Raw genomic sequence first — 14,944 nt, forward strand, 5'->3', positions numbered from 1 at the left:
CGTACGAGACCGGCAGTCATGCGTGGAGGGGGGCGGGTGGTCCGGCCGGCGTATAAAAGGACCGCAACCACCCGCGCCCGCCAGGCCGGAGGCCTGATCTCGCCAGAGCTCAGCTGAGACGGCCGGCCGGACCACTCGCCCCCCTCCACGCGAACAAAGCGAACACCACCCCCGAACACCCCTGGACATCACACTCCGAACGCCCCGAGCCTCGCCCCAGGAAACACGCCCTGACCTGCCCTGCGGCTGTGGCCGGAAGCGTCGGGAATGCCGGAGAGGTGATAACGGTTATCGGATCCGTTGGATAGTTCGTCCTGGAGAGGAGCCGAGGATGGCCAGAAACGATCTGCGTCCCGTGGTCAGGCTGCGGTCGACCGCCGACACGGGTTACACGTACGTGACCCGCAAGAACCGGCGCAACGACCCCGACCGCCTCACCCTCGTCAAGTACGACCCGATCATCCGCAAGCACGTCCTGTTCCGGGAGGACCGATAACCATGAAGAGGAACATCCACCCCGACTACCGTCCCGTCGTCTTCCGGGACCCGGGCGCGGGCGTCGCCTTCCTCACCCGCTCGACCGTGACGAGCCGCAAGACCGTCACCTGGGAGGACGGCCACGTCTATCCGGTGGTCGACGTCGACGTCTCCTCGGCGAGTCACCCCTTCCACACCGGGCGAGGCCGGGTGCTCGACACCGCGGGCCGCGTCGAGCGGTTCAGGCGGCGCTACGGCACTCGCTGACCTGACCCGCGGGCCGGGGTGACGGAGATCCGGAGGGCCGGGGCGGGGCCGTCCCTCCTATCTCGTCTCGTCGGACACCTGTCCCGTCTCGTCGGACACCTGTCCCGTCCTGCCGACGCCTATCTCGTCTCGCCGGACGCGGCGAGCCTGGCCAGCGCCTCTCCCGTGACGCGGTGGATGACCCACTCGTCCTGCGGTGCGGCGCCCAGCGACGTGTAGAACTCGACGGCAGGGGTGTTCCAGTCGAGCACCGACCACTCGAACCTGCCGTAACCGCGTTCGACACAGATGCGGGCCAGCTCGGCGAGCAGCTGCCTGCCGTACCCCTGCTTGCGGTGGGCGGGGTGCACGAAGAGGTCCTCGAGGTAGATTCCGTGCTTGCCGAGCCAGGTCGAGTAGGAGACGAACCAGAGCGCGAACCCCGCGACCTGCTCCCCGTCGGCGGCGATGTGGCAGAACACCGAGGGAGCGGGCCCGAAGAGCGCCTCGCTCAGCTGCTCTGCGGTGGTCTCGACCTTGTCCAGCGCCTTCTCGTACTCCGCGAGGCCGCGGATCATGTCAATGATCGCCGGGACGTCCTCCGGCGTTGCGGGGCGAATCATGCTGGAAGTTTAGGCTTCCGCGCGGAGTGCGCCGGTGGGAGCGGACCCTGGCGGGAACCCTGGGCAGGGCCTGCCAAGGGACCTCTCATGAGCGGGTCAGGGGACGGAAAAGGCGAAGTGGTCTGTGGGGCGAAGGCTTTCGGCAGGGGCGGCGTGGCCACACCGGTCCGGCCTCCCGTAAGTTGTCTGCTGATCGCACGAGGATCGTTGAGAAAGGCGGACCATCATGTCGGCAGAGCCCACCGGTGAGCGTTTGGCCGAGCTCAGGCAGAAGTTCGCCGCCATCGACGCCGACGGCGACGGCTTCATCACCGAGCGGGAGTTCGGCGAGCACTTCCCCGGTCTGCCCGCGGAGGCCGTCGGGTCGCTGAACCAGGACGCCGACGCCGACGGAGACGGGCGGCTGTCCTTCGAGGAGTTCGTCAGGATCGTGGCACAGGCCTGATCCTCCGGGTACCGGTCCTCCCTCCTGATCTCGTCCCGGCCCCGGAACCGATCCTGCTCCGGGTCCTGCTCCGGGTCCTGCTCCGGGTCCGGGTCCTGCTCCGGGTTCGGGTCGGGTTCGGGCCTGGGTCCTGCTCCGGGTTCGGGTCGGGTTCGGGCCTGGGTCCTGCCCAATGTCCGGGTCCGGGCTCGGGTTCGGGTTCGGGTTCGATCCTGCTCCTGGACCGATCCTGTCTCGGCCCGGTTCCGCCGCTCCTTCCGGGGCGGGTCCCTCAGATGCGGGCGAAGCCGAGCAGGGCCACGTCGTCGGGGTTGTCCTCCCGGTCGACCAGGCCGAGCAGCGACTCCAGCTGGGCTTCGAGGTCCAGGTCGGCCGTCCGCGCCGTCAGGGCGCGCAGCCTGGCCATGCCGCTCAGGATGTCCATGGACCGGCTCTCGATGATGCCGTCGGTGTACAGCAGCAGCCGGTCGCCGTGTTCCAGGCGGGTCCGCGCCGTGAGGAAGGTCGTGGACTCCAGTGCGCCGACCAGCGGGGCGAGCGCGCCCCCGAGGTAGTCGGCCTTCCCGTCCGCCCTGCACACCAGGATGGGAGGGTGGCCCGCGCTCGCGTATGACAGCTCGCCCATGGCCGGTGAGAGCCGTACGCACAGGACGGTGGCGTGCATGCGGTCGTAGCGGCCCGTCGCCATCCGGTTGAGACGGCCGAGGATCCGCCCGGGGTCGGGATCCTCCAGCGCGTAGGCCCGCAGGGCGTTGCGCATCTGCCCCATGGACGCGGCGGCCCTGACCCCCTTGCCGACGATGTCGCCGATCACCAGCACCACCTCGCCGCAGGGGACCCTGATGACGTCGTACCAGTCGCCGCCGACGCTGGCCTCGTCGTTTCCCGGCAGGTAGCGGCCGACGATCGACGCGCCGTCGATCTCGGGGACCTCCGGAAGCAGGGCGAGCTGCAGGGTGGTCGCCAGGCGGTGCTCCAGCTCCAGCTGCTGCAGGTCGCGCATGCGCGCGGAGGCGAGCTGGGAGAGCTGACCCAGCACCGTGTCGACGGTGCCCCCGGCGATGTCGTGGGCGGGGGCGACGCCGACCGGCTCGACCAGCAGGTTCCCTCTGGGAGTGACCGTCACCGCCGCCTCCGGCGCGTCCGTCAGCAGCCTGCCGTACTTCTCCGCCAGCTCCAGCACCTCCCGCTCCGACGACGCCTCGTTGAGCGCGAGCGCGGCCTCGGTCAGCTCACGCAGCCGCCGGTTGTGCCGCGACCGCACGGCGGCCAGCCGCAGCAGCCCGCGTACCCGGGTGAGCAGCTCCCGCGCGGAGAACGGCTTCACCAGGTATTCGTCGGCTCCCGCGATGAGGCCGGTCAACGACTCCTCCTTGCCGGCCCTGGCCGACAGCAGCATGATCGGCACGCTGCGGGTCACGGAGTCGGCGCGTAGTCTGCGAACCAGCTCGAGACCGTCCATGCCGGGCATCATCACGTCGGCGACGACCAGGTCCACGGGCCGTTCCCTGGCGGCCTCGAGGGCGCTCACCCCGTCGGGCACCGCCGTCACCGCCCAGTGGGGGCTGAGCAGCCGGACGAGATAGTCCCGCAGGTCGGCGTTGTCGTCGGCGACGATGATCCGCTCCGCGGCGGGGCCGTCCACGGAGACCGCCGCCGAGCTCCGTGCCCCCGGATCGTCCGGCTCGGGGAGCCACGACGCCGTCTCGGCGGGCCCCCGCTCGTACGGCGTCGCGGCCTCCCCGAGCCGGTCCTGGGGGAGGTGCGCGGAGCCGTACGGCAGTGTGATCGTGAAGGTCGTCCCCCCGCCGAGGGCGCTGTCGACCTTGACCAGGCCGCCGTGCAGGGTGACCAGCTCGCGCACGAGCGCCAGACCGATGCCCGTCCCCTCGTGGCTGCGCGAGGGTGAGCCCGTGACGCGGTGGAAGCGCTGGAAGAGGTTGGGGAGCTCGTGTTCGGCGATGCCGACCCCGGTGTCGGAGACCGTGACCACGGCGCGGCCCTCACCGTGCTCGACGCCGACCGTGACGCCGCCGGTGAAGGTGTGCTTCAGCGCGTTGGACAGCAGGTTGAACACGACCCGCTCCCACATGCGCCGGTCGAGGTGGACCGGCTCGGGCAGGGGAGCGGCCTCCAGGCGCAGGAAGAGCCCGGCGCTCTCGAACGACGAGCGGAACACGCTGGCCAGCTCGGCGGTCTGCGCGGCCAGGTCGGTCGGCTGGTAGCGGGCGTTCGGCAGGCCCGAGTCGAGGCTGGTGAAGTCGAGCACGTCGTTGACCAGCGTGAGCAGCCGCAGCGCGTTGCGGCGTGCCGTACGGACGACGTCCTGCTGCTCGGGGCCGAGAGAGGGGGCGGAGAGCAGTTCCTCCAACGGTCCGAGGATCAGGGTCAGGGGGGTGCGCAGCTCGTGGTTGACGGCGGCGAAGAAGGCGGTCTTGGCGCTGTCGAGCTCCGCGAGCGTCCGCGCCTCCAGGCGTTCCCGCTCGTAGGTCTCCGCGCTGGTCATCGCCCGTGACACGCCGACCGCGAGCAGCTCGAAGAACTCCTGGTACGGCCCGTCCAGCCGGAGCCGCGGGTTCACGCCGCACACCAGCAGGCCCTGGAGTCCGGTCGCCCCGGTGACGGGCAGGACGACCACGGTCCCGGGCAGGCCGAAGCGCTCGCCGGGGGTCGTCGTGGCGCTCGCGGCGGTCGTCGTCCCGGGCAGGCCGTCGGCCGTGCTCATCCGTTCGGGGGCGGTGGGGTGCGGTACGGCGAGCCGCAGGTCCCCGTCGTCGCCGAGAAGATAGACGAGGCCGAAGGGCACGTCGGCGCGGGCCTCCGCGAGGGCGGACATCGCGGCCTTCGCCACCTCGTGGCGGGTGGGCGTCCCGCTCGTCGCCGCGTTCAGCAGGCTCACCGCCCGCATCCTGCGCTCGCTGAGCACTCGGCCCGTCGTCTCGCTGACCAGGCACAGAACTCCGCCGACCGCGCCGTCCTCCAGGTGCACCGGGCCGTAGGAGACGTCGAAGTAGGTCTCCTCGACGAAGCCGTGCCGGTCCAGGAGGAACGGGTGGTCCTGGGCCCAGAAGGGCTCGCCCGTCTGGCGCACCCGGTCGAGCAGCGGACCCAGGACGTCCCAGAGCTCGGACCAGTTCTCCTCGGCGGGCCGGCCGAGCGCGGCCGGATGTTTCGCGCCGATGGTCGGGATGTAGGGGTCGTTGTACAGGGCGGTGTACTCGGCTCCCCAGAACATGACAATCTGGGCGCGCGAGGAGAGCGCGATGTCGACCGCGCTTCTCAGCGGTTCGGGCCACCGGTCGATCGGTCCCAGAGGGGTGGCCGACCAGTCGTGCTCGCGGATGCGCCCGCCCATCTCCCCGCCGCTCGCGGGGCTGCCCTTCCGCATCTCACTCCCCGCGTATCAGGTAATGTGACGATACCTGGTCACCCAAAACATCCTTCGGTGAGGACATGGCCATTCGCCTTGAGAGAAGGACGGATCCCGATGGCGCGCGTGTCCTCCTGCCCATCGGCGAGCTTGACCGGGACGCCGCGGAGCTGCTGGCCACGGCGGTCGAGGACGACCTCGCCCACTCGCCGGAAGTGCTGGTGATCCGGCTGACGCACGTGCCGTTCTGCGACTCCTCGGGGATCGTCACGCTGCTCGAGGCCCACGCGGACGCGGCGCGTCTGGGCACCGAACTCGTCCTCGCCGACGTCGGCCACCACCTGCGGGGCCTGTTCCGCATCTCCGCCCTCGACCAGGTGGTCAGAATCGTGGAAGAGCCCCATGGCTGAGACGGCCCACGGCGGCGTGCGCAGGACGGCCTTCCCGATCGCGGGGGACCTGTCCGAGATGCGGCGGCGGACCCGCGAGTTCCTGGCGCCCGCCGCCTTCGACGAACTACGGGAGATGAACTTCGTCCTCGCCATCAGCGAGGCCGCGAACAACGTGCTCGACCACGCGGGGACCGAGGGGGTCGTCGTGCTGCTGTGCGAGGCGGATCGGGTCGTCGCCGAGATCCGTGACGAGGCGGGGCTGCTCACCGACGCGGACGCGGGTCTCACGCCGCCGCCGGTCGGGTCCCGCAGGGGGTACGGGCTGTGGCTGATGCGTGAGATGTGCGACGCGGTGGAGATCCTCCACAGCGGGGCCGGATCCACGGTCCGGCTCACGATGACGCTTCCCTGACCGTTCCCGCTCCGCGAACCCGCGGGACGACACGCCGCGGACCAGGCCCGGAGATGCCGCAGGAACGGCGTGCCGAGGCGCACGTCTCCTTCAGGCGGTACGGGCGGGTGCGGGCGGGCCCCGCGGGCTCCGGTGAACGGCCGCCTGGGAACGGCCGCCTGGGAACGGCCCATGTCTCGTGGCCGCGGCGAAGCCCGGGAACGCCCGGACTAGCTCTTCGGCAGTGGGTCCTGCCACTGGCTGATCCGGGTCGCGCACCCGCGGATCTGCGCCTCGTCGAACTTCTGGACCCCCGGGATCTGCAGCAGGCTCGCCCTCAGCGTTTCGTACACCTCGTCCACGGGCCGTCCGCCGTGCGACGCGCCGACGCGCCGCACCACCTGGACGGCCCTGACGTCGAACCCGGGCTCCCGCGTCGCGGCGCCCGTGGCCACGTCACGCAGGGCGGCGTTGTCCATCGTGATACGGACGCGAGGCATCCTCGACTCCCCCCGAGATCGGCCTACCTTGCCCGAACACCTTAGGAGCTGTGAGGGGCCGGGTCACGTACCCGCCGGAGTGTCGCGCGTCCTTCCCCGAAGGATGCCCCGGTTTCCGGGGAACGTCCCGATGGGCGCCCCGGTTTCCCGGGAACGCCGCCCCGGAACGCCGCCCCGGACCGCCCGCGAGCGCTCTTCTCCGGTGGCGATGATGCATGATGGTCGAGTCCGCCGACCGATGATCGCCGACCGACCGATCTGGGAGAGCCCGTGACGACGTGGATGTTGCTGGACTACGGCGAGGTCATATCCATGCCTCAGCCGGCGGGGGAGATGGCGGCGCTGGCCGCGCTCGCGGGCCGGGATCCCGACGTCTTCCAGGAGCGTTACTGGCGTCACAGGGCCGCCTACGACCTGGGGCAGGCTCCACACCTGTACTGGAGTGACGTCATCGAGCGTGATCTCTCCTCCGATGATCCCGTCGTGGCCGAGCTCGACGTCGCCGACACCGCGAGCTGGTCCCATCTCAACCCCGAGACCATGGAGATGATCGAGAAGGCGTCCGGCAGTCACAGGCTCGCCCTGCTGTCGAACGCGCCGGGGCCGATGGCGGCGGCCATCGACGCCGCCCCGTGGTCGGAGGTGTTCGACCACCGCTTCTACAGCTGCCGCATGTCCCTCGCCAAGCCCGACCCGGCCATCTTCGAAAGCGTGCTGCGGCGGCTCGGGGCCGAGCCCGGGGACGTCACCTTCCTCGACGACCGGGCTGTGAACGTCGACGCGGCGGCCGCGCTGGGCATCAACGCCGTCCTGTACCGCCCGCCGGGGCGCACGGACGGCTGAGCGGGCGAGGACGCCGAGAGGAGCCGGGGAGGATCCCGGCGGGGGAGCCACGGGGGCGGGGCGGGTCCGGAGGGAGCCGGGGGTCAGCGGGAGATCGAGACGCTTCCCTCGAAGGCCCGCCGCAGGGACTCGTCCACGTCCCTGTCGATGGGGAACGCCTCGGCCAGCCGGGTCAGTTCCAGCAGGCGGCCGAGGACCCCGTGGACGCCCGCCAGGCGCAGCCAGCCGCTCTGCTCGTAGGCGCGGCGAAGCGTCGTCAGCAGCGTCCAGACGCCGGTCGAGTCACAGAAATCCAGCTCGGTCGTGTCGATGATGATGCGGACGTGTCTCCGCGTCAGCAACTCAGCAAGCGCTTCCTCAAGCCGTGGGGCCGATATTTTGTCTAGATCGCCGTTGAGCGAAACCACCGAGAAACGCGGTTGGTCGTTCACGGTGACGGAAAGCCGTGTCATGATGCCCCGCTGTCTACGTCTGCTGAGACAGCGCCCTTATGGGAGCCGTGCGAAGACGGAAACCACTCCAACCACCGTACGCCCATGGCTCATGACAGTTCAACGCCCCAAGGTGAACAGCGCATGATCAACGGGGTCACCAGTGGGGGTTCACGGTGGCGCTGACCTCGCCTTTCGCCTCCCGTCCCCGCCGGGAACCGGCGTATGCGGCGACCCGCACCTCCTGCAGCCACCCGGAGGGCCGCAGCGCCGGGTGGCTGTTCATGACCGGGTCGAAGCCCTCCGGCTCACCGGCGTCGCGAGGCAGGGGGGTGTGGACGCTCAGCCACGCCAGCGGACGCCTGTCGGCGCCGTCCACGCCGAGGACGAAGACCAGGGGTCTTTCCGCCACGGCTTCCGCGAGGAGGCGGGTGTTCGCGCGCACCCTCCTGGTCGGGTCGCCCGGGACCGCGAGGAAACGCAGCCGTTCTCCCGCGTGGTCGTAGGGCAGAACCGTGGAGTAGGTCGCCGAGGCGAAGTCGCCGCGCGGGGTCAGCAGCCATCCCGGCCAGAGGGCCGACGCGAGCAGCAGGTCGAGGTCGCCTCCCGCCCCTCCGGCGCCCGGCAGGCGGACGGCCAGGCCGAGCACGTCGGGCAGGGGTCGGGGAAGGAACCCCGCCCTGGACAGGCGGACGATCGCGTCGTGGTCGTCGGGCCCGTCGAGAGCCGGAACGCCGAGCATCGGATGGCCGACCACGTGAAGCGTGGCGAGGAAGGACTCGCCGTCGGCGTGCACGGCGCGGCCGCCGCGCGCCGCGGCGATCCTGCGGGCGACGGTCCTGGCCGCGCTCGCCGTCCTCGAGGACGTGAAGGGCGTCGCCGACATGGCGGTCACGAACCGGGTGGCGCGGCGACCGGCCGGACGGCGGGGGATCCTGTGACGGCCTCGCCCCGGGAGCCGGAGCCCTGTGGGGCGGGAGAGCGTTTCGGCGTGCGGTTGGTGACGAGTGCCTTCATCGGCGTCCTCCTCGTCTCGGTGTGTCGTCAGTCGCCATACCCGCTGTCAGGCCTCGAAACGAGCCTGCCGCCCCCTCCGCGTCCCTTTCCGCCCGGGATGGGGCAGCCGCTCTTTTCGTGTCCCTTTCCGTCCGGGACGGGTCGGCCGCTCTCTCCGTGACCTTTCCCGCTCGGGACGAGCCTGCCGCCCCCTCCGTGTCCCTCCCCGTCCGGGACGGGTCGGCCGCCCTTCCTGTGACCTTTTCCGCCCGGGGAGCGGTCCGCCGCCCTCCCTGTGCCTCCCGGCCTCGGGACGGGGTCCCGTTTGCCCCGTGTTCCCCCGGGCACGCGGACACCATGGCAACCACCACCGGACAGGCGGTGCTCACCGTCAACGCGGGGTCGTCCAGTCTCCAGCTCCATGTCGTCCGCGACGGGCGGGTCCTGCGCGCCGAGCACAGCGAGCGGAGTCCCGACCCGGACACCGTCGGGCGGACGCTGAGGGACTTCCTCGGCGCGTCGCCCGGCTGCGATCCCGTGGCGGTGGGCCACCGGCTGGTGCACGGCGGCGACGCCGTACGGCGTCCGACGGTCGCCGACGACGGCGTGCTCGCCGCGGTGCGCGAGTACGCCGATCTCGCGCCGCTGCACGTTCCGCCCGCCCTCGACCTCGTCGAGGCGTGCGGGCGCGAGCTGCCCGGCGTCCCGCACGTGCTCTGCCCGGACACCGCCTTCCACGCCGACCTGCCCGAGAGCGCGGCGACCTACGCGCTGCCACGGGAGTGGCGCAGCCGGTACGGCCTGCGCCGCTACGGCTTCCACGGGCTGTCGTACGCCTGGGCGCTGCGGCGGGCGGCCGAGATCCTCGGACGACCGGCCACGGCCCTGAACATGGTCCTCACCCACCTCGGCGGGGGATCCTCGGTGTGCGCGGTCCGCGAAGGACGCAGCGTGGACACCTCCATGGGCTTCACGCCGCTCGAAGGAGTGCCGATGAGCAAGCGGTCGGGCAGCGTCGACCCGGGCATGCTGCTGTGGCTGCTGTCGGGATCCCGCCTGTCGCTGGAGGAACTGCGCGACGGGCTGGAGCACCGGTCGGGGCTGCTGGGACTGTCGGGTGGCAGGTCCGGCGACACCAGGGAGCTGGTCGGCTCCGACGATCCCGAGGCGGCGCTGGCGCTGGAGGTGTTCACGCACCGGGTGGGCAGGGAGATCGCCGCCGCCGCGACAAGCCTGGACAGGGTGGACGCGCTGGTCTTCACCGGGGAGATCGGCTGGGACCAGCCGGAGGTCCGCGACGCCGTCTGCCGCAGGCTGGGACCGCTGGGCGTCGAGCCGCCCGCTCTCGCCCAGGTGGAGGCGGACGGGACGGTGAGCCCGCCTGACGCGGCCGTGCCGGTGCTGGTCGTCAGGCCGAGGGAGGAACTGCAGCTCGCCCGTGACACCCTGGGCGCGCTCGGCGGGGCGGGGTAGCGGCGGCTGAGGGGGAAAGCGCACGTCAGATGGGGAACAGCGGGGACCAGAGGGGGAACTGTGAAACGCGATCTCGTCAACGGAGCTGTGAGCGGGGTGCTCGCCACCGCCGTGATGAGCACGGTGATGCTCGCCGGGGACCGGGCCGGTCTGATGCCGGACCAGCCGCCGCGGCGCATCGCCCGCGCCTTCATGCCCGGCCATCGGCACCGTCCGAAGCGAGGGGAGGGCGTGCTGGGCGCGATCAGCCATTTCGGCTTCGGCGGTGTGTGCGGAGCCCTGTTCGCCCTGCCCTGGGAGGGACGCCGCGCGCCGCTGACGGTGGGCGTCGGCTACGGGCTGGCCATCTGGCTCGTCAGCTACCAGGGCTGGGTGCCGGCCCTCGGCATCCTGCCGCCGATCTCCAGTGACCGGCCCGGGCGTCCCGTGGTGATGGCGGCGGGTCACGTGGTGTACGGCGTCGTGCTCGCACTCGCCGTCAACGGTCTCAACGCCGCTCTGGGGTCCCGCCGCCCCTGATGTCCGCCTCGCCGCGGCGGGGAGGGGGGAGGCCGTCTCTCGCCGGGTGATGACCGTGGAGACGGCGGAAGGTGTGTCGTCCTGCCGTACGGCCCGTCTGGTTCCGCCTCGCCGCGGGGCCGGGCGCGGGCGAGGCGTCGTGGTCTGGGCGTCGTGGTCTAGGCCGTCGGAGCGGGTTCGACGGCGGGCTTGAGGTGGCCGCCGTGCTCGTCGTGGTGGTCGGCGTCGGCGTCGTCGAACCAGAGGCCGCCGTCCGCGAGGTAGCGGAAGCGGATCGGCTGCTGTGACGGGACGGTGAGAGTCACCTGGTAGGTGCCGTTGTCCTTGCGCTCCATCGGGTGAGCGTAGGGGTCCCAGCCGTTGAAGTCGCCGACCAGCGAGACTCCGCCGAGCGGCCGCTCGAACGGCACGGTGAAGGTGAGTTTGACCTTCCCGTTCTTGGTGGGCTTACCACGTTTGATCATCGATTTTCTCCTGACTTCACTGTCTCCGTAGGTAACCGGCCGTGTTCCCGCCCGCGGCCGACACGAAGGTCGCGTCTGCTCCACGAGCGCGTGTCCCGCGTGGCAGGCCGCGATCGGGAAGCCGACATCCGGGTCACGGCTGGCGGTAACGATCCACATGGATGGTTACCGCCAGTCATCGCGCGACAACACGGGCCGTCGATTTTTGAGCGGGATCACGTCCGACCTTGACTAGATCGTGATGCTTGACCGGTTCAGGTTGAACATGACCATGCCTGTATGGATCTCCAGTGACGTGACGGAAGCCCTGAGTGCGGTTACATCGGTAAAGATGTCCCGTGGACATACGGCCTATCTCACCATCGCTCCTTGTGGAGGAGCTCGCCGACCGGATAGCGGCCGCGCCCCGCTCCTCCTGGGTGCGGGTCGCCTTCGACGGCGCGCCCGCGGCGCGTCCCGGACGGCTGGCGGACGATCTGGTCGACCCCCTGCGCCTTCGCGGGCGCGAGGTGCTCCGGGTGTCCTCGGACGACTTCCTGCGCCCCGCGTCGCTCCGCTTCGAGTACGGCAAGACCGATCCCGACGCCTTCTACGCCGACTGGCTCGACACCGGAGCCCTGGTCCGCGAGGTTCTCGGCCCGCTGGAGCCCGGCCGTTCCGGCAGGGTGCTGCCCACGCTGTGGGACACCAGGATCGACAGGGCGACACGCGCGCCGTACGTCACCGTGCCGGAGGGCGGAGTGCTGCTGCTCGACGGGGCGCTGCTGCTGGGCCGGGGACTCCCGTTCGACCTGACCGTGCATCTGTGGCTGTCGCCCGGCGCGCTCGCCCGGCGCACCGACGAGGAGCGACGGTGGACGTTGCCCGCCTACGCGAGGTACGAACGCGAGGCCGAACCGCTGGACGTCGCCGACGTCGTCGTCCGCGTCGACGATCCCCGCCATCCCGCGGTGGTCGAACGGCCGTGAGACGGACCGTGGGCTGAGGGCCGCGGACCGGCGGGACGCGGGTTCGCCGCGGCGTGGCGGCCACGCGTCCCAACCGTGTTCACGGCCGTCCGGGGCGCCGGTGCTCCGAGCGGATCGGCGCGGGTGACCGGCCGTGATCCGGCGAAGGGTTTCGTGCGGGGCGCTACACTCCGGCGCGCGACGGCATTCTGCCTTCGGTGTAGCTGGTCTCGACCAGCTCTTCGCGTGCCGCCCGGCCGGTCTCGTGGGTCTCCTCGATGCGCAGGGCGACGCCCAGCGCGAAGAAGGTCGGAGCCCACTGGCCGACGAAGATCCCCCACCGGTCGGCCCGGTCCGTTCCCGCGTGCTCCACCGACCTCGACGTCAGCCAGGACGCGAAGGACAGGCCGATCGAGGCGAACCCGGCCGCGTACATCGCGCTGGACTTTATACCCATTTTGTGAAGCCTGCTGATCATTTCTCCCCCTGATGTTGTTCGCTGTTATCGGTACCCTTTCGCGTTATGTGTAATCGAATGTCCGATATCAGGGGTCAGCTCAGGAGTCCTGCGCGTTGACGCGGTCGTTGTCGGCGATTCGCCTGAGCAGGCTCTCCCGCCGCTCCTCCAACTCGTCGGCCAGGCCCTCCTGCTGGTCGGCCATGCTGATCAGCGCTGACCGCTCGGCGGCGTCCGTCGGACCGATCTCACCGACCTGCTCGCGCAGGCCGGCGGCTTCGGCGCGGAGCCTGGCCAGGTCCTTCTCGACTTGGCGGAGTTCATCGTGGATGCTCATCCGCTCTCCATACCCGCATCCCGGCTCCGGACTCCACGCCTGGGGCCGAGTGGCGCGGAGTCCGGTGGGAGCCGCCGCGACCTGGGTGTTCCGGGCGTCCCGCCTGCCGGACGGCTCCCGCCGCGCCGCGCGGTTCGGGGTGATTACGGAGGGGAGCGGGTCCCGCCCCACATGAACAAAGATCTCCATTAGAACAAGATCCAATGTCATCCGTATATCCAAACCAAGGATAATGCTGCCAAAGTTGTACGATCCGCGTCTGAAATATGAAACCGTTGCACCGTCCACGGGTGACAGGGAGCGATCATGGGCATACACCATGCCGAAGACGGTGCGGTGGGCGGTGTCCTCGCCCATTCGGGCGGCGGCCCCACCATTCTGCGAATCCTGTTGGGCGCTCAACTGCGCAGGCTGCGCAATGCCAAGGGCGTTTCCCGGGAAGACGCCGGATACGCCATCCGAGCCTCCCACGCCAAGATCAGCCGCCTCGAGCTGGGCCGGGTCGGCTTCAAGGAGCGCGACGTCGCGGACCTGCTGACCCTGTACGGCGTGACCGACCCCGACGACAGGGCGCCGCTGCTCGCGCTGGTGCGGCAGGCCAACGCGCCCGGCTGGTGGCACAAGTACGGCGACATCCTGCCGAGCTGGTTCCAGGTGTACGTCGGGCTCGAGGAGGCGGCCTCGGTCGTGCGGACCTACGAGGTCCAGTTCGTCCCGGGTCTCCTGCAGAGCGCCGACTACGCCCGCGCGGTCATCATGCTCGTCCACGGCACCGCCTCCGCCGCGGAGATCGACCGTCGCGTCGCCCTCCGCATGGCCAGGCAGGAGCGTCTGAACGGGCCGAACGCGCCGACGGTGTGGGCCGTCGTGGACGAGGCCGTGCTCCGGCGACCCATCGGCGGACCGGAGGTGCTGGCCGCGCAGATCGACCACCTGCTGCGGATCACCGAGCTGCCCAACGTCAGGCTGCAGATCATGCCGTTCCACCGGGGCGGTCACGCCGCGGCGGGCGGCCCGTTCTCCATCCTGCGCTTCCCCGACCGCGACCTGCCCGACGTGGTCTACATGGAGCAGCTCACCAGCGCCCTCTACGTGGAGAAGCGCGACGAGACCGACCACTACACGCAGGTCATGGACAGCCTGTGCGTCCAGGCCTACTCGGTGTCCGCCAGCAAGCAGTTCCTGCGGGACCTGCGCGCGGAGGCGTCAGGCTGACCTGCGGCCCACGCCGCCGAGCACGATCATGCCCGTTGAGGGAGCCTCCATGCGGGGGCGCCACTTCGTGATGTCCACCAGGCCGGGCTCGACCAGGTCGAACCCGTCGAAGAACGGCAGGATCTCCTCGTGGCGGCGCAGGTCGACCGCCACCGGTCCTCCCGCCAGGGCGGCGCGGGCCCGGTCGACCGCCTCCTGGCTCCCCTCGGCGCTCGGCTGGGCGATGGCGAGGTGGCTGCCCTCGACCATGCGCTCGCGGAAGGCGCGGACGATCCTCGCGGGCTCCTCCGCGCCGGGGAACAGCTGCAGCACCGCGATGAACAGCACCCCGACCGGCTCGTCGAAGTCGATGAGCCGCAGCAGGTCAGGATGGGCGAGGATGCTCTCGGGCTCCCGGAGGTCCGCGCGGATGGAGGTCAGCCGGCTGTCGGTGGCCAGGAGCACGTCGTTGTGGACCGAGACGATGGGGTCGTTGTCGACGTAGACCACCCGTGTCTCCGGGGCGGTCTCACGGGCGATCTCGTGCACGTTCGGCGAAGTCGGGATGCCCGCGCCCAGGTCGATGAACTGCCGGATGCCCGCCTGGGCCATCAGCTCGACCGACCGGCTCAGGAAGAGCCGGTTCGCCCTGGCGAGAACGGGATAGTCGGGCACCTGAGCGACGATCCTGTCCGCGTACTCTCGGTCGACGGCGTAGTTGTTCTTGCCGCCGAGGACGTAGTCGTACACGCGTGCCACGTGCGGGGTGCCGGTGTCGATGCCGTCGGGAGGTGACTGATCATGACTCACGAGCTGAGTGTAGTCATCCCATCCAGGGT

General features: G+C 70.7%; 19 protein-coding genes. 10 read left to right on the top strand and 9 right to left on the bottom strand.

Annotated elements, in window-relative coordinates; all coding sequences use genetic code 11:
- Positions 1-331 precede the first annotated feature (331 nt).
- Both rpmG and PKF00_RS39170 read left to right on the top strand, forming a co-directional pair.
- Positions 332-496, top strand: coding sequence for a 50S ribosomal protein L33 (gene rpmG, locus PKF00_RS39165; RefSeq protein WP_271222812.1), 165 nt, complete (start codon positions 332-334; stop codon positions 494-496).
- 2 nt (positions 497-498) lie between these two features.
- Positions 499-744, top strand: a complete 246-nt coding sequence (locus tag PKF00_RS39170) for a type B 50S ribosomal protein L31 (protein ID WP_271222813.1) — start codon at positions 499-501, stop codon at positions 742-744.
- Between the two features lie 119 nt (positions 745-863).
- On the opposite strand, the gene PKF00_RS39175 is transcribed toward PKF00_RS39170, so the two are convergent.
- Positions 864-1,346: a GNAT family N-acetyltransferase gene (locus PKF00_RS39175; protein ID WP_271222814.1), complete on the bottom strand. Its 483-nt coding sequence runs from the start codon at positions 1,344-1,346 to the stop codon at positions 864-866.
- Between the two features lie 226 nt (positions 1,347-1,572).
- Between PKF00_RS39175 and PKF00_RS39180 the strand changes: the two genes are divergently transcribed.
- On the top strand, positions 1,573-1,791 hold the full coding sequence (locus PKF00_RS39180) for an EF-hand domain-containing protein (RefSeq protein WP_271222815.1): 219 nt from the start codon (positions 1,573-1,575) through the stop codon (positions 1,789-1,791).
- Positions 1,792-2,062: 271 nt separating this feature from the next.
- On the opposite strand, the gene PKF00_RS39185 is transcribed toward PKF00_RS39180, so the two are convergent.
- Positions 2,063-5,179 carry a SpoIIE family protein phosphatase gene (locus PKF00_RS39185; protein ID WP_271222816.1) on the bottom strand — a complete coding sequence of 1,039 codons (3,117 nt, stop codon included), beginning with the start codon at positions 5,177-5,179 and terminating at the stop codon, positions 2,063-2,065.
- Between the two features lie 65 nt (positions 5,180-5,244).
- Here PKF00_RS39185 and PKF00_RS39190 point away from each other — a divergent pair, with 65 nt between their 5' ends.
- Positions 5,245-5,571 carry an STAS domain-containing protein gene (locus PKF00_RS39190; protein ID WP_271222817.1) on the top strand — a complete coding sequence of 109 codons (327 nt, stop codon included), beginning with the start codon at positions 5,245-5,247 and terminating at the stop codon, positions 5,569-5,571.
- Positions 5,564-5,965 carry an ATP-binding protein gene (locus tag PKF00_RS39195; RefSeq protein WP_271222818.1) on the top strand — a complete coding sequence of 134 codons (402 nt, stop codon included), beginning with the start codon at positions 5,564-5,566 and terminating at the stop codon, positions 5,963-5,965. The genes PKF00_RS39190 and PKF00_RS39195 overlap by 8 nt, the downstream gene beginning before the upstream one ends.
- Before the next feature lie 209 nt (positions 5,966-6,174).
- Here the strand turns inward: PKF00_RS39195 and PKF00_RS39200 are convergent, their stop codons facing one another.
- Entirely contained in the window at positions 6,175-6,444 is a 270-nt protein-coding gene (locus PKF00_RS39200) for a hypothetical protein (protein WP_271222819.1), read from the bottom strand.
- A gap of 270 nt (positions 6,445-6,714) precedes the next feature.
- Between PKF00_RS39200 and PKF00_RS39205 the strand changes: the two genes are divergently transcribed.
- The gene (locus tag PKF00_RS39205; RefSeq protein ID WP_271222820.1) at positions 6,715-7,287 is read left to right on the top strand and encodes an HAD-IA family hydrolase; all 573 of its coding nucleotides are present in this window, start codon (positions 6,715-6,717) and stop codon (positions 7,285-7,287) included.
- 83 nt (positions 7,288-7,370) lie between these two features.
- On the opposite strand, the gene PKF00_RS39210 is transcribed toward PKF00_RS39205, so the two are convergent.
- Entirely contained in the window at positions 7,371-7,739 is a 369-nt protein-coding gene (locus PKF00_RS39210) for an STAS domain-containing protein (protein WP_271222821.1), read from the bottom strand.
- Between the two features lie 136 nt (positions 7,740-7,875).
- Positions 7,876-8,604 carry a hypothetical protein gene (locus PKF00_RS39215; protein ID WP_271222822.1) on the bottom strand — a complete coding sequence of 243 codons (729 nt, stop codon included), beginning with the start codon at positions 8,602-8,604 and terminating at the stop codon, positions 7,876-7,878.
- Between the two features lie 467 nt (positions 8,605-9,071).
- Here PKF00_RS39215 and PKF00_RS39220 point away from each other — a divergent pair, with 467 nt between their 5' ends.
- Both PKF00_RS39220 and PKF00_RS39225 read left to right on the top strand, forming a co-directional pair.
- Positions 9,072-10,187, top strand: coding sequence for an acetate/propionate family kinase (locus tag PKF00_RS39220; RefSeq protein WP_271222823.1), 1,116 nt, complete (start codon positions 9,072-9,074; stop codon positions 10,185-10,187).
- 60 nt (positions 10,188-10,247) lie between these two features.
- Positions 10,248-10,706: a DUF6789 family protein gene (locus tag PKF00_RS39225; RefSeq protein ID WP_271222824.1), complete on the top strand. Its 459-nt coding sequence runs from the start codon at positions 10,248-10,250 to the stop codon at positions 10,704-10,706.
- A 158-nt stretch (positions 10,707-10,864) separates the two neighbouring features.
- Here the strand turns inward: PKF00_RS39225 and PKF00_RS39230 are convergent, their stop codons facing one another.
- Positions 10,865-11,170: an isoamylase early set domain-containing protein gene (locus tag PKF00_RS39230; RefSeq protein WP_271222825.1), complete on the bottom strand. Its 306-nt coding sequence runs from the start codon at positions 11,168-11,170 to the stop codon at positions 10,865-10,867.
- A 371-nt stretch (positions 11,171-11,541) separates the two neighbouring features.
- On the opposite strand from PKF00_RS39230, the gene PKF00_RS39235 reads away from it, so the two are divergent.
- Positions 11,542-12,138 carry a nucleoside/nucleotide kinase family protein gene (locus PKF00_RS39235; protein ID WP_271222826.1) on the top strand — a complete coding sequence of 199 codons (597 nt, stop codon included), beginning with the start codon at positions 11,542-11,544 and terminating at the stop codon, positions 12,136-12,138.
- 163 nt (positions 12,139-12,301) lie between these two features.
- On the opposite strand, the gene PKF00_RS39240 is transcribed toward PKF00_RS39235, so the two are convergent.
- On the bottom strand, positions 12,302-12,574 hold the full coding sequence (locus PKF00_RS39240) for a hypothetical protein (protein WP_271222827.1): 273 nt from the start codon (positions 12,572-12,574) through the stop codon (positions 12,302-12,304).
- A 100-nt stretch (positions 12,575-12,674) separates the two neighbouring features.
- Positions 12,675-12,911, bottom strand: coding sequence for a hypothetical protein (locus PKF00_RS39245; protein ID WP_271222828.1), 237 nt, complete (start codon positions 12,909-12,911; stop codon positions 12,675-12,677).
- 306 nt (positions 12,912-13,217) lie between these two features.
- On the opposite strand from PKF00_RS39245, the gene PKF00_RS39250 reads away from it, so the two are divergent.
- Positions 13,218-14,126 (top strand): Sco1979 family transcriptional regulator, encoded by a 909-nt coding sequence (locus PKF00_RS39250; protein ID WP_271222829.1) that lies wholly within the window; start codon positions 13,218-13,220, stop codon positions 14,124-14,126.
- On the opposite strand, the gene PKF00_RS39255 is transcribed toward PKF00_RS39250, so the two are convergent.
- On the bottom strand, positions 14,118-14,915 hold the full coding sequence (locus PKF00_RS39255; RefSeq protein WP_271222830.1) for an SAM-dependent methyltransferase: 798 nt from the start codon (positions 14,913-14,915) through the stop codon (positions 14,118-14,120). The two genes, PKF00_RS39250 and PKF00_RS39255, sit on opposite strands and share 9 nt — an antisense overlap.
- Positions 14,916-14,944 lie beyond the last annotated feature (29 nt).

Source organism: Streptosporangium carneum (assembly GCF_027922005.1).
GTDB classification, from domain to species: domain Bacteria; phylum Actinomycetota; class Actinomycetes; order Streptosporangiales; family Streptosporangiaceae; genus Streptosporangium; species Streptosporangium carneum.